General features: G+C 54.6%; 12 protein-coding genes and 1 pseudogene. 8 read left to right on the top strand and 5 right to left on the bottom strand.

Annotated features, from left to right (window positions below):
• The 5 genes and pseudogenes from OQK_RS31570 to OQK_RS21415 all read right to left on the bottom strand — a co-directional run.
• Positions 1-328 (bottom strand): ATP-binding protein (locus tag OQK_RS31570; protein ID WP_238537240.1); only part of this gene is annotated, 328 nt, incomplete at its 3' end.
• A 227-nt stretch (positions 329-555) separates the two neighbouring features.
• Positions 556-822 (bottom strand): hypothetical protein, encoded by a 267-nt coding sequence (locus tag OQK_RS31565; RefSeq protein WP_238537239.1) that lies wholly within the window; start codon positions 820-822, stop codon positions 556-558.
• A 372-nt stretch (positions 823-1194) separates the two neighbouring features.
• Positions 1195-1410, bottom strand: coding sequence for a hypothetical protein (locus OQK_RS31560; protein ID WP_238537238.1), 216 nt, complete (start codon positions 1408-1410; stop codon positions 1195-1197).
• Between the two features lie 275 nt (positions 1411-1685).
• Entirely contained in the window at positions 1686-2654 is a 969-nt protein-coding gene (locus tag OQK_RS21420) for an MBL fold metallo-hydrolase (protein ID WP_016774195.1), read from the bottom strand.
• Between the two features lie 212 nt (positions 2655-2866).
• Positions 2867-3834 (bottom strand): annotated as a pseudogene (locus OQK_RS21415) (oxidoreductase).
• 85 nt (positions 3835-3919) lie between these two features.
• Between OQK_RS21415 and OQK_RS21410 the strand changes: the two are divergent.
• From OQK_RS21410 to OQK_RS30570, 8 genes are all read left to right on the top strand, one after another.
• Positions 3920-4861 carry an AraC family transcriptional regulator gene (locus tag OQK_RS21410; RefSeq protein WP_016774194.1) on the top strand — a complete coding sequence of 314 codons (942 nt, stop codon included), beginning with the start codon at positions 3920-3922 and terminating at the stop codon, positions 4859-4861.
• A gap of 509 nt (positions 4862-5370) precedes the next feature.
• A complete protein-coding gene (locus tag OQK_RS21405) occupies positions 5371-7506 on the top strand; it encodes an ATP-dependent nuclease (protein ID WP_016774193.1) in 2136 nt (711 codons plus the stop codon).
• On the top strand, positions 7507-9303 hold the full coding sequence (locus OQK_RS21400; protein ID WP_016774192.1) for a UvrD-helicase domain-containing protein: 1797 nt from the start codon (positions 7507-7509) through the stop codon (positions 9301-9303). It begins immediately after the preceding gene.
• A 421-nt stretch (positions 9304-9724) separates the two neighbouring features.
• Positions 9725-10774 carry an adenosine deaminase family protein gene (locus OQK_RS21395; RefSeq protein ID WP_016774191.1) on the top strand — a complete coding sequence of 350 codons (1050 nt, stop codon included), beginning with the start codon at positions 9725-9727 and terminating at the stop codon, positions 10772-10774.
• A complete protein-coding gene (locus OQK_RS21390; RefSeq protein WP_016774190.1) occupies positions 10771-11331 on the top strand; it encodes a non-canonical purine NTP pyrophosphatase in 561 nt (186 codons plus the stop codon). Before OQK_RS21395 ends, OQK_RS21390 begins: the two co-directional genes overlap by 4 nt.
• Positions 11328-12122: an SIR2 family protein gene (locus OQK_RS21385; protein WP_016774189.1), complete on the top strand. Its 795-nt coding sequence runs from the start codon at positions 11328-11330 to the stop codon at positions 12120-12122. Before OQK_RS21390 ends, OQK_RS21385 begins: the two co-directional genes overlap by 4 nt.
• 174 nt (positions 12123-12296) lie before the next feature.
• Positions 12297-12917: a tyrosine-type recombinase/integrase gene (locus OQK_RS21380; protein ID WP_016774188.1), complete on the top strand. Its 621-nt coding sequence runs from the start codon at positions 12297-12299 to the stop codon at positions 12915-12917.
• Positions 12918-13304: 387 nt separating this feature from the next.
• On the top strand, positions 13305-14139 hold an 835-nt coding region (locus OQK_RS30570; RefSeq protein WP_038861519.1), incomplete at its 3' end, for a hypothetical protein.

Raw genomic sequence — 14139 nt, 5'->3', positions numbered from 1 at the left:
AAAACACCGATCCTTGATCCTGATTGCTGGTGGCCCAGATCCGCCCCTCGTGAAATTCGATGATGGAGCGACAGATCACAAGCCCCATGCCCAGACCGTCAGCCTTGGTGGTGAAAAATGGATTGAACAACGACGGAAAAGCCTGTTCGCTTATCCCCGCACCGCAATTGCGAACTTCTAGAATCGCCTCGTCATCGTGCACCCAATTGCGCACTTTTAATAACCTGTCTCGCGGATCTACCTCGGCCATCGCCTGGCAAGCGTTGATAACAAGGTTGAGGATGACTTGCTGCAACTTTACCCGGTCCGCAAAAACGTGAACTGGCATCGGCGCCAATTCCACGCAATTTAACGTGACCACCGCTCAATTCGAATTGCACCAGGCCTAGGGTTTCACTGACAATTTCGTCGAAAGATTCGCGCTGGCGTTCAGGATCACCATTGCGTGACAGCGTACGGATACGGCGGATAACTTCGCTGGCCCGGGTTGGAGCTGTTTATCATACGATCAAGCGACATACGTAATTCGTGCAGGTTGGGTTCGCTGCGGTCGAGTCAGCGGTGACAGGCCTCGCCGCTACTCCTGATTGCCGCCAGAGGTTGATTGACATCATAATGCGCAATCGACGCGGCCAACTCGCCCAGCGAAGTTAGCCGCGTCACGCGGGCCAGTTGAGACTGGGCTTGAAATAATGCCTCATCGGCGTTTTTCGCCGCCGTGATCTCGATCACTGCCCCGACGTACTCCAAGTCACCATTACGGGATGGCATTTGGTTGGCGATCATATGAATGTGTTTGATACGCCCGTCCGGCATCTGCAAACGGTGCTCGACTGCTAAATGGGGCTGGTGGCTTGAGAGCTGATCGTACGGCTTCAGCCAGATGTCGGTCGTCGGGGTGCGTGCGCGCCAGGACCTTGAGCATGTTCGGTGTATCCTTGAGCGGGCACTCGAAAATCCTCGCCGTCTCAGCGGACCAGAACATTTCCGCGAGGTCCACCCGAAAGCCTACGCCGCCCACTTGGCTGAGCCGTTGGGCGCCGACTAGGTACGTTTCGTTGCTAAGTAACTTATCCGTCATATGCTTGCTGCGCAACGCCAGGAATGTAATGGCGGATAGCGAAACAATACAACGCACATAAGCGCCCAAGGCTTCGGTATTGAGGTAGTCACGTTCGTCAACAAAGATGATGGTCACACTGCAAGGCAAGCCAGTGCGACGGCAATCATCAACGTCACAGAGAATACGTTGGCGGACATCAACACCAGGGTCACATACAGTACTGTCGTCGCCACACTCAAGTGGGTGAAAATCTTGAAGACTACAATTAAGGCTACGACAAGCAACGCAATCAGCAATGCCATTGCGTCGATCTGCAGAAGATCTTTTCTCAGGGGCAAGGGCGTCATTGTTTTTCCGGGCTAAACGGTCAACGGAATACCCGAAGCGGAAAGTAGCCCCCGCACCGAGCTACTGGAAGATCAACTTTCCTAACGTCTCAAACGTAGGCTGAATGTAGTCAAAATACGATCCTTCTGTTCTGACAAATAACCCTGGATGAGTGCGGTCCGGGCAGAGGAAAACGACCTGACAGGCCAGCCAAATTGCCCACAAAGATGTGGGCACATTTGACAACCGAAATGGATTTGAACAAGTTGTATCAATCGTGCACTCAATCCAAGGATCAATAGTCCCAGATGGCCGCGATCCAGCGGAAGGCATCACCATCGACCGCAACCCGGCCGATGGAGGGAAACGGCAGGTGAGTGGCGACCAGCAACTCGCCGCTCGCAGCCGCCTCTTGCATCAAGCGCACACGGACGCGAACCGACTCCTCTGGGTCATGTTCAAAACCGTTGTGCCACTCAGGATGATCGAAGGCGACCGGGAACAGGGCATCGCCCGCGAAGGTCAACCGCTCTCCACCGGAGTTCACGTAGACCACGCTGTGCCCCGGAGTATGACCGCCGGTAAGTCTGACCACTACGCCCGGCGCAACCTCATATTCCTCTTTGAACGTGCGCAATTTGTCGTGGAAGGCGGTTATGAACTGCTGGGCAGTGGAGCGCAGAACGTCCGGCACCGGGGCCGGCATGGTGGTGAGAGAAAAATCGGGCGCGGCCCAGAATTCCAATTCAGTAGCGGAAACGTGAATGCGCACATCCGAGCGCAGCCGGTTCCTGACTTCGTCGACCAGCAACCCCCCAATATGGTCCATGTGCATGTGGGTAATCACTACGTCAGTCACGGATGCTAGATCAATACCAGCCGCTTCCAGTCGCTTGGGGAACTGCCCTGCCCGAGGAAAGCCCGGGAACTGCCCGCCTAGACCAGCATCAACCAGTATGGTCTGCTCGCCGCTGCGCACCACAAGCACGTTCAGTGGCCAATCAAAAGCGTCGGGCCCCAAGTATTGATCCTTGAACCAAGCTGCACTTTCTTGCGGCTCGACATTGGTGGACATCGTCGAGGTCGGCAGAGGCAGCACTCCGTCGCTCACCACCAGCACGTCAATCTCCCCGATCCGCAGCGCGTAGCGCGAAGACACCAGTTCTTCGATTCCGGATCCTTCGACGCGTGAGGCCGCTTGCAGACCCGTGTTTTTCTGTTGTGAACCATCAGTTTGGGTCAGGGAATTCAAAGCAGTTGCCATGGTCTTTCTCCGGATACGGAAGCGACGGATCGCCGAGAAAACCCAGTGTGCATCGCGACCTAGCGCGCCGATACCATATCTAGGTATCCGAGGGCATACCCGCGTATAAGTCACGAGCGACCATCCGCCTTTGCACGTCGACGATCCGGCGCGATTAGTCTGTGAGACTTTTAATACGCGGGCCTAATGCGGTCAGTGACTCTCCAGCCCGATCATGAAACTGTCATCGCAGTCCAATGCTCCGATACAGCCCAAAGACGCTCAGCGCACTCAGCGTCCACTGCCCATTTCGCAACGCCCTTGCTCCCCGTTTCCGATTCGTTGAAAGCGGCGACATTGCAGTCCTCGCAATAGACACCTCCCAAGTGTGCAAGCGAGGCACTTGTCGCACACCACAGGCCAGTTGCTGCACCTTGCTCGAGTGTCTTGAGTCCGGTTTCCGGGTTCAGGCGTTGTCCGCCGTGCTCATCCAGCACGTCGAATGCGGCTATTTCGGCTTTGCTCAGATGGCGCCCGAGGTTGGTCAGGATTTGCCCCGGATGCAGCGAGAATGCCCGGACGCCGCGATTAAGTCCGCGCTTGTCCAGCGCCAACGTAAATAGTGCATTGGCGGTTTTAGACTGACCGTACGCCACCCACTTGTCATATGGACGGCTCCGGAAATCGATGTCGTCAAAATCCACCCTGCGATCTGATGCCCTCGTGAGGACAGCGAAACCACGCGCGCCGTGCCCGCTGCTACGAGTGCTGCCCACAGCCCGCAGGTGAGACGAAAATGGCCGAGATGGTTTGTGGCGAACTGACTTTCATGCCCATCAGCGTCTCGCGTCAGTGGCGAGGCCATAACGCCGGCGCAATTGATCAGCAACGAGATAGGTCGGCCACTGTTGATAATGCGTTTGGAGAAGGCTTCAACTGAGGCGGGCTGCATCAGGTCCATCTCGAGCACTTCGACTCCCTTGACTTCGGCCAACGCAGCCCAAGCTCGGGAAGGATCTCGGGCGGGAATGATAACGTATGCACCCGCGTCAACCAGGCTTTTTGTGGTGACCAGACCGATTCCCGAATAACCGCCGGTGACGATGGCAGTTTGGCCGGTCAGGTCAATACCCGCCATGACCTGGGCTGCGGTGCTGGCGGCATTGAACTGGGATTGGACAGGTTTTTGAAGCGTCGTCATGGGAATCTCCGGATCACGTGTCGAAGGGCATGATTTTTCACTATGCTTTCTGGACTAACCAGCCTCCTAAAACCGGATTTCTATCTTGATCATCCAAAATACAGTTTCTGATCCACTGTCCAATATCCTGTCGCTGTCCGAGCTGCGGGCCAAATGTTCCGTGCGATTGCAAGCGGGAGGCCGGTGGGCATTGCAGTTCCGGCCCATCGAATTGAAATTCAACGTAGTACGTTGGGGCGAGTGTTGGTTGCGCATGGACGGCATGGCGCCCTGCCATCTAAAGGTCGGCGACTGCTTTGTAATTGCTCGTAAGCCGTTCATCTTAGCCAGCGGGCTTGATGTGGAGGCGATAAATGCCTCCGACGTTTTCTCGCATGCAGGAGCGTCGGCGACATTTGGCGTTGGTGATGATGTCGAGTTACTGGGCGGTAGTGTTTCTATGGTAGGCCCTACCGCTACCGAGCTGCTGGATGTACTGCCGCCTGCGCTCATAATTCGTGCCGAGTCCGCAGGAGCATCTTCATTTGGCTGGCTGCTTGATGAACTGGATCGTGAGTGGCAGTCGAATCAGCCTGGCGCGCATGTCATGTCCAACGATCTGCTAAGGCTGATATTCGTGCGTGCGCTTCGCCATCACATATCCGTCGCCGACGCGGCCGATTTGAATTGGCTGGGAGCACTTGGAGATCCGATCATCGCCGCAGCGCTGCGTGCCATTCATGGCGCACTCGATAAACCTTTGAGGCTGGCTGAGATGGCGCGGATGGCTGGCATGTCTCGCTCTGGGTTTGCGGCTTTGTTTAAAGCTCGTCTGGGGCGGGCACCTGTCGAATATGCAACGCGCTGGCGCATGCACGTGGCGGCATCACTTTTACGCAATGGGCGGGGCAAGATAACGACCGTTGCGGCTTCGCTGAGATATCTATCGAACGCAGCCTTTGGAGCCGCGTTTCGTCGGGTTCATGGAAAGTCGCCAGGACAATATCGAAGGGACTGCAGCACAGCCAAGCTTGCATCACAGAAATAGAAATACTCCGTGAAGCGGATTAAAGAATCAAACTAAAAAGGAGCCTATAAGACTTGCAAGCTAGTCATTAAGACACCGATTTTTGTGTGTATATATGACTACATATGTTCTTATGTCGTTGATTTTTTTTAATTATATGATGTGGCACGCTTATTGAGACACCAAAGAAAATCCCCCTTAAGCAGGAAAACTGGGTAATTGCACTCCACCTGACCACCCATTTGCATTGCACTTGCCCACTCATTTGCATTCGACTTGGCCAGTCGTTCGCATCAGATTTGACCAGCACACTGGGTGGCCCTGATTGGCAGAAGTCGACCCATAGCGTCCCTTCGTGAAGGGCAGAAACCGGCCAAAAGCGGACATTCTGGAGCGACGGCTGTTGGCAAAGAGCAGTCACTCACTGGCAATAGATTTAGTTTTGGACTTCCCCGTCATCATCAATATCGTGGTCTACTCTGATTACTCCGGATCAATAACGAGCTACGGCTAAACGGGGTACGTTATTCGTGCATATTTCAAAGTTACAACTCGTCAACTACCGGAATTTCGAATGCGCGAATGTAGTCTTCAACAAGGGCGTTAACACGATCATAGGCGAGAACGGGTCAGGCAAGACAAACCTGTTCCGGGCATTGCGTCTTTTGCTAGACGACACACTGCTGCGCGCGGCATATAGGCTCGACGAGAAGGACTTCCACCGGGGCCTTGGCGACTGGCGCGGTCACTGGATAGTCATTAGCCTTGAGTTCGATGAGGTATCCCAAGACGAGGCGATTCAGTCCCTCTTTCTCCATGGGACCGGTAACATCGCCGACGGTGCGATCGGCAAGGCAACCTACAACCTTATTTTTCGTCCCAAGGCGGCAGTCCGGCGGATCCTGGCCGACCTTGCCGCCGGCGATACGGCAAGACTCGCTGAGGCACGTTCGAAGATCACCATTTCGGATTATGAAACTATCTTTACCGGCAAAAGCACCGCAAACTTCCTCGATCCCGAAACCTATAGGCAACTGGCTGGCGACTTCGACGCGGTAATATTTCCCAAGGAACTGACGAACCCCGCTATCGGGGGCGTCATCCCAGGCATGCTCTCGATCTCGCGCGAAGTGTGCTTCACCTTCGTGCAAGCACTGCGCGATGTGGTCTCTGACTTCCAGAACAACCGCACCAACCCCCTCCTAACTCTGCTCAAGTGTCGAAGCGGTGAGATCGATCCGCAGAGCTTCGAGCCAATCACCGCGCTCGTCAAAGGGCTGAACGATGCAATCGAGGGTCTACCAGATGTAGGAACCATCCGCACCGATATCCGCGATACCATCACCGATGCAGCAGGCGAAACCTACTCCCCGCGATCACTTTCGATCCGCTCGGACCTGTCCGACGAGGCCGACCGCCTGTTCCAGTCGCTCAAGCTGTTTGTGGGCGAGAACGAGGAAGAATATGAGGGTGCGATTCACGAGCTGAGCCTGGGCGGTGCAAACCTCATCTACCTGACGTTGAAGCTGCTCGAGTTCAAATATCAGAAGCAGAAAGAGTCCTTCGCCAATTTCCTCGTAATTGAGGAGCCGGAGGCGCACATCCATACCCATATCCAGAAAACACTGTTCGACCGGCTGAACTTTGATGACACCCAGATCATCTATTCGACCCATTCGACCCACATATCCGAAGTGAACAACGTCGTGAACATCAACATCCTCGGCCGGCAGGACGGACGATGCGAGGTGTTTCAGCCATCTTCGGGACTTGACGCCGGCCAGATTGGCAATATCCAGCGCTACCTCGATGCGGTTCGCAGCAATCTGCTCTTCGCCAAGAGCGTGGTCCTGGTCGAGGGCGACGCCGAGGAGATCCTCATCCCGATCCTCGTTAAAAAAGTGTTCGGGATTAGCCTGGACGAGTTGGGGATCAGTTTGATCAACATCCGCAGCACCGGCTTCGAGAATGTTGCGGTGCTTTTCCACAACGAGCGCATCCGCAAGCGTTGCGCGATCATCACCGATCTTGACCGTGCGTTTATCGATACGACCAAGGACATATTCGACAGTGACGATAAGGCGGCCGCAAAGAAGAAGGCACTGGGGTCACAAATCGCTGGACTCCAGCGTGAGGCAGTGCTCAAAGATTTGTGTGACGGGAATCCTTGGCTGACGGCACACTTCGCTGACCACACTTTTGAGGTCGATTTCGTCTCCGCCGGCAATGTCGGCACTGTCGTTTCGGTGTTGGGGGACGTCTATAAGGATAGTGGCACCATCGCGACGTCTAAAATGGAGCTGGAGTCGGGCGACATCGCACGTTTCGGGACGCGCGTGCTGACGATGGCACGTTACGCAGGAAAGGGGTGGTTCGCCATCATCCTGGGGCGAATGATCACGCCAGAAACCGTCATTCCGGATTACATCCTTGATGCCATCTTCCAAGCACATCTCCCGGTATCCATCCAGACATGGGCGCGTGTGCTGGATTATCGGGTCTCGGTCCTTGCCGAGTCACAACTACACACGGCAGTGGACATCGACGCGATGCGCGCGCAAATCAGACGCTACTATAGCGGCGAGATTGACTTTGCAGGGGTCCGCGCCGAAATGCTACAGACTTTTCCGGCCGACGGCATCAATACGATCCTGGCGAGCTTCTAGATGTTTGTCTGGGACAGGAAAGATCTGAACGATGCCCAAGTCGCAGCCATCGAGCATCCAGGCAGCGTATTCCTCGTTGCCTGCCCGGGTAGCGGTAAAACGAGAACCCTCACCTACAAGATCGCCCGCCTGTTGTCGGAGCTTAAGTCGGACAAAAAACGCGTCGTCGCGATTACCTACACGCACCGGGCTGCGGATGAGATTCACGAACGGATCGAGCAGCTTGGCGTCGATACGAGCCAGCTTTGGATTGGCACGATCCACTCCTTCTGTCTCGAATGGATTTTAAAGCCCTACGGAATCTATCACTCGGCGCTCAAGCACGGTTTCCGGGTGATCAATGCTCATGACACCGAACGAATGCACGAGGAACTCTGCAACGTGGTGCAGGGCACTAAGCTCAGCAGCTTCGACTGCGCATATTATTTCAAGCCGAACGGCTATGTTCTGACATGCAAAAAGACCGACAAGCATGAAGCAATTAGAGGAGTTTTGCAGGCATATTGGAAGGCGCTTCGTACCGAGCGGCAGGTCGATTTTGAACTGATCCTTTTCTACGCCTATCAACTCATCAAGAATAATCCGTCGATCAGCGTGCTGCTGGGTTCGATCTTCGAATGCGTACTCCTAGATGAGTTTCAGGATACGCGCGAAATCCAATATGCAATCCTCGCGTCGATCCTGAAGGCGTCGAAACGCGGTGTATCCGCCTTCGTGGTAGGCGATCCTAATCAGGCAATCTATGGCTCACTTGGCGGCTATGCGATTACGGCGGCGGACTTTGGGGCGCAGTGCGGTATCGCCTTCAATGAAATGGAGCTGTCAGACAATTACCGGTCGTCATCGCGCATTGTGAGTTATTTCGGCAATTACAACATCTGGCCTTCGAAGATCGAGGCGGTGGGGAGGGACAAAGACTACGCAAGCGTGGTGTCGTTCGATCACCAGACGCACCGCGTCGCGCTGGAGGAAGAGCTTGTAAGGCTCATCAAATTCAACGTCGAAACGCTCGGGATCGCTCAGCGTGAGGTCTGTATCGTTGCGCCTTGGTGGGTTCATCTCGCAAGCATGACACGCAGGCTGGTCGCGGCGCTTCCGGCTTATTCTTTCGACGGCCCGGGCATGGTGCCCTTTGCGCGCGACGTCGACAATTTCTGGTACAAGCTAGCTCGGATCATTCTGACGGAGGCGTCCCCTCAGCTCTATGTACGCCGGATGCGATGGGCGGGAGAGGTAATCGCTGACCTCAGCGAGGCCGGCGTCGAGGTTCCAGGTTTGGACCGCAAGACACTGCTGCGCGCCTGCAACGCCATTACCATCACCGAAACCGATGGCCTTGTCTTCCTCCGGGTGTTCTTCGACCAGCTATGTTGCACTTTCGGAATCGATCGCCACACCTGCGCGGCACTCCAGGAGCATCATGACGCTTTCTTTGAATGCTCGCAGAAGCGCATTGACAAGCTAATTAAGGAAGGCGCTGAGGCAATCACAGAATTGGCAATGTTCAGGAAGGTCTTTGCGGAGCGGACTGGAATTACCGTATCGACGATCCATGGGGTCAAGGGCGCTGAGTATGACGCAGTGATCGCCTATGGCCTGCTAGAAGGTATGGTTCCCCATTTTAGCGATCCGAACCAGGCCGAGACAGCTAAGAAGCTGATGTATGTGGTGTCGTCGCGAGCCAGAAAGAACCTACATCTGATCTCTGAGCGCGGTCGCAGTCGAGGCTGGAGCGGAGATTATCAACCAACCGACGTACTTGCTGGATGTGCATTCCGATACGACCAGCTTTCTTGACGCGTAAGAATCTGGTCGCAAATGACCGCTATGGGTCGATTTCGGCGGTTTACAACAGGCATCTTCTGGCCGGTTTTAGTCCGTCGCGACAGGCAGAAAGCGGCGAAAACCGGTCATCAACCATCAGATAGCTGGAGTCTCCGGCTAAAGCTGCTCTGAAATCCATCTACCCCGGGGCGCTGCGTCCCGCATTATTGTTGCGACACTAAATGACCATTTTCTCATCTGCCACGGACCCACATTTGGTTCTAAAGAGCCAACCCCTGGAGCCTTGGCTGTAGAGAAATGCTGAGTCAGCAACTCTAGACGTACTACCTAACCAACTGATACATAGAATGATGGCTTTTTGGGATTATCTTAAACAGGAAGGCAGTCGAGATGCGTGAAAACGAGACTCACGACTAGCGACTAAGGATAGCGATTGAATCAATGCCAGATTGACCTAGCAAAGACGCCGAATGGGGCCATCGGGCGTGAGATTGTGCACAAGAGCCTCGCGGTGGAACTCAGCGAGCGGGATCGCGCAGAACTTCATGTACACATGAACGGAGCCATTCCAGTTTCGACTATTCAAGACATTTTTGCGGACGAATTAACAGAGCTGCCGTCTGGTTTTCTGATTGAGCGGGACATGTTGCGACACACACCGTGTCAGTCGTTGGCGTCATACCTGACCCCTTGGCAGGTGTTGCGGCTCTTCCCCAAAAAACGCGAGAACCTGGATCGCCTTTCCTTGGCAGTCGTTTCGAGCCTCGCGCAGAACAATGTGCGCTTTGTAGAACTCCGAAGCAGCGTTTTGTACCTTGCCGCTCTGCAAAATTGCTCGCCCGCTCAAGCCTTGGAGCGCCTTTTGGAATCGTCTAGAACTGCATCTGACCGCTTCGGTATGCGTCTCGGCTTGGTCCTCACCGTGACACGCGGCGACTACAGTTCGGTTGGCCTGTCCACACTTCTACAGGCCTACCAAGATCTCGGTGAACCGGATGATGTGGTGGGGCTTGATCTGGCGGGCGATGAGGAAATTGCGTATCCAGCCGAATTACCGTCGCTATTTCGGAAGGCGAAGGATCGATTCGGACTCGGGATCACCATCCATGCGGGCGAAACTGGTCGCGTGGAAAACGTTCGGTCAGCTGTGGAGTTGTTTGGCGCAGATCGTATTGGCCATGGAACAGCTGCTAGCAAAGACCCTCACCTGCTAGATCTCTTGGCAAGACAGGATATCTGCATCGAAGTATGCCCAATCAGCAACAGGCTCACCGGAGCTGTTCCTGTCGACGAGGCCCATCCTCTGTTGGAGTTTCGGCGTCACCAGGTCCCTTTTGTAATTTGCTCGGACAACCCAGCGATTCATCAGCGAGGCCTAGCAGATGATCATGCGACGGCGATGACCGAGGGGCTCTCCGCCAATGATATTTCCGAACAGTTCGGCATCGCCAAGCGGTACTCATTCATAGAGGGTCTAAATTGAAAATCCGATTCATGTCCGGAAATCAGCACAAGGTCAACGAGGTGCAGCGAATTCTTGGCCCTGTCGGAGTGGAAATCGTGTCGGTGTCACGGAAAATTGAAGAGCTGCAAACCGAGGATGTCCACCGCTTGGTGCGGGACAAGTTGACCAAGGCATTTGAGGCTATAGGTCGCCCGCTTTTCGTCGAGCACACAGGGCTCTACCTGAGCGGTCTCAATGGGCTTCCTGCGGGTCTGACCCAGATATTCTGGGACAAGCTGGAAGCAGATCGATTCGTTAAGCTTGTAGCTGGTCTCGGAGATGCCGCAGTGACCGCAAAAACAGTGCTCGGGTATTGTGATGGGCGCCAGATTCGCCTGTTCGAAGGCTCCATCGAGGGAACTGTGCCTCTTGTACCGGCCGGTCCAACTGACTTTCAATGGGACTGCGTTTTCGTCCCGAACGGGCACACCCAAACTTTCGCTGAGATGGGACCGGCCAAGGACGCTATTTCCATGCGCCGCAAAGCTCTCGACCAGTTCGCCGAATATCTCAAAACTTGTGAGGGCGTAAGATGAACGCTGAGTTGCTACGCGCGCACCGCACCGGCAAGCTGATGCTTTTTGTAGGTGCAGGGGTGTCTGCCAATCTAAGCCTGCCTACTTGGGGCGAGCTTATCGCACGCATCGCTCAGGACCTGGGATACGATCCGAAAATCTTCTCCACTTACGGAACACCGCTTGCACTTGCGGAGTACTACAAGAGGAAGAAAGGTACTCTTGGGCCGCTTCGGAGTTGGATGGATCGCGAATGGCACAAGCCCAGTACAGATATCTCCACATCCGAAATCCATCGACTGATTACTCTCGGACGATTTTCACGGATCTACACCACCAACTACGATCGATGGCTGGAAATGGCCCACGACAAGTTCGAGGTGCCATACGATAAGATCGCAAGCGTTGCCGACCTCGTATCTGCCACTGAGGGCCGGCGTCAGATCATAAAATTCCATGGGGACTTCGATGACGAGACATCAATCGTTCTCGACGAAACTAGTTACTTTCAGCGATTGAATTATGACTCTCCGCTGGACATCAAGCTCAGCAACGATGTCTTGGGGAACTCTGTTCTCTTCATCGGATACAGCATTTCGGACTTCAACATTCGACTTCTGTTTTATCGACTGACGGAGATGTGGGGGCGCTCGCTGCTGCCATCTGCCAGACCAAAGTCCTACGTCTTCACGAATCGACCGAACCCTGTTGCACAGGAAGTGCTAGGTCAGTGGGGAATCGAGATGATTGTTTCGGAAGAGGACGATCCAAAGAAAGCGCTCACGGATTTTCTTCAGGAATTGGTGAGCTAAGAAACCTGCTTGGTCGCGATCTCAGGGGTTAACACTTATCCCTCATGGCGGTGCCGGGCTCGCGAGTGGCAGGTTTGGGTCGAAAACGGTCTCACCTAAGCGACTGCTTTTGGCCGGTTAGCGACCCTTCCTCTGGTCAGCCATCCTTGTCCTTCGACACGTGGAGGACTAGTCATGAACATCTTCGCTACCTGCAGCCGCCAGCCTTGGAACAAAGGAAAGCTGGTCGGGCAGAAAGCTCCACTCAGACTGAGAGATATCTGGGCCATCCGGGTAAGGCTTCAAATTGCAGAACGAACCCGTGATCTTGCGCTCTTCGATCTGGCCATCGACAGCAAGCTTCGGGCCTGCGACTTAATCAGGCTTCGTGTGCGCGACGTCGCCGATGGCGAGCACGTATCGCCACGTGCCATGGTGATGCAGCAGAAAACGCTGAGGCCAGTGCAGTTCGAGATCACGGAACAAACGCGGTTTGCTATCGCGGCTTGGATACACCAGGCCCAACTCCGGAGCGAGGACTGCCTTTTTCCGAGCCAGCTGCGTACCTCAGACCATCTATCAACACGTCAATACGCACGTATCGTCAAAGGCTGGGTCGAAGCCGTTGGCCTTGATCCAGCCATGTATGGCACTCACACAATGAGGCGTACGAAGGCATCGCTGATCTATCGCAGGACGAAGAATCTGCGAGCGGTTCAACTGCTGCTTGGCCATACGAAGCTGGAGAGCACCGTTCGATATCTGGGAATCGAAGTTGACGACGCCCTGGAGATGGCGGAACAGACCGAGGTTTGAATATGCACAGCGGCGGTCTAGCCCTGACCGTCGCTTACCGGCCAGAAGCGGACGTTTACCTAGGCTCGATTTTGGGGTTTTGAGGCGCCTACAAAACTTAGGGCAGATTAACTTGGACTTGGGGAAAATCCTCAAAGGGCCTTGAACAATAGGCCCGACCACATGAAAAAGAGAGCCGTCAGCACGCAACATATAATGTTGTTAGCTAGGTATCTTAACCTGGCCCCTTGGTGCACATTCTCTGAGCCAACTTGCCATCCCCACCACAGGCGCAAGCTGCCCATTCTGTCCCACTAACACTGCACTGTGAAATCCAGCATTATTGATAGCGGCAGTGGCAGATTTACTTGGCTATACACATCCACCCAAGGTGGGATACGTCTGAACATGAACGAAGACGAGTACGAAGAAGCGATCCGAACAGGCCTTCGCAACAATGAAGTTCTTAAGCTTGTGCACAACTACTGCTCCCACGCTCGTGTCGCCAACCGCGGCGGGGTCGGTTTGATTGCGCAGGTAACCGGGCTTCCGCTCGGAATGCTTGGCGTGCACTGTGACCACGCGCCAGCATCTGGAATGGCAGGTTGGTTTCTCGAACCCATTGCTGTTGATTTCTATGACCGGAATTGCGCTCATTGCGATAAGCGCGTGGCCGTTCGAATGCCCAGTTTACTGGCGCTAGTTGAGGAGCGAGATCGAGCTCTAGAAAGACAAAGGGAGGCCCAAAAGAAAGCTCGAGCCCAAGCTGCAGAGGCCCATCAAGGGAGGGTTGCGCAGAGGGCTGCTCTCCGAGTGGGGCAGAGCGCTGCCTGTTGTTCTCTTCTCGACGACCTTGACACACTTGATGCCTGCTCATCGGATGAGGTGAAGATCCGCATCGTCGAGACAGCTAAGCTCGCTCCGGAAGTCTTCATCGCTCCGATTATTGAGTACTTCTTCGAGCTTGCCACCTCCGACAAAATGAATTTTAAGGAGCAAGCACTTTCGATTCTACGCCTAGTCAGTGCAGACAAGCCTCGCCTTTCCGAAACGGCATTCGACTGCCTTGCAAAGCATGATGCTATCGAGGTCGCCGCGGATATCGTCCTTGCGTACCCAGGGATGGTGGCACCAGCGAAGGTAGAGAGCGCTGTACCGGCACTGATAGCTCTTGCCCGGCTTCCTCAAGCACAGCTTGCTGTAGATGAGCCGATCTCAAAGCCAGAACCGCTCAAAAAAATCT

The sequence above is a fragment of the Pseudomonas sp. R62 genome (genome assembly GCF_000257605.1).
Classification (GTDB): domain Bacteria; phylum Pseudomonadota; class Gammaproteobacteria; order Pseudomonadales; family Pseudomonadaceae; genus Aquipseudomonas; species Aquipseudomonas atacamensis.
The sequence above is the reverse complement of the archived record's forward strand: the minus strand, read 5'-3'. Positions and strand labels throughout refer to the sequence as shown.

What these genes read in the sequence shown, in the direction of transcription:
- OQK_RS31560 (WP_238537238.1), bottom strand. Translation starts at nt 1,410, where the DNA reads ATGACGCCCTTGCCCCTGAGAAAAGATCTTCTGCAGATCGACGCAATG.
- OQK_RS21420 (WP_016774195.1), bottom strand. Translation starts at nt 2,654, where the DNA reads ATGGCAACTGCTTTGAATTCCCTGACCCAAACTGATGGTTCACAACAG.
- OQK_RS21400 (WP_016774192.1), top strand. Translation starts at nt 7,507, where the DNA reads ATGTTTGTCTGGGACAGGAAAGATCTGAACGATGCCCAAGTCGCAGCC.
- OQK_RS21385 (WP_016774189.1), top strand. Translation starts at nt 11,328, where the DNA reads ATGAACGCTGAGTTGCTACGCGCGCACCGCACCGGCAAGCTGATGCTT.
- OQK_RS21380 (WP_016774188.1), top strand. Translation starts at nt 12,297, where the DNA reads ATGAACATCTTCGCTACCTGCAGCCGCCAGCCTTGGAACAAAGGAAAG.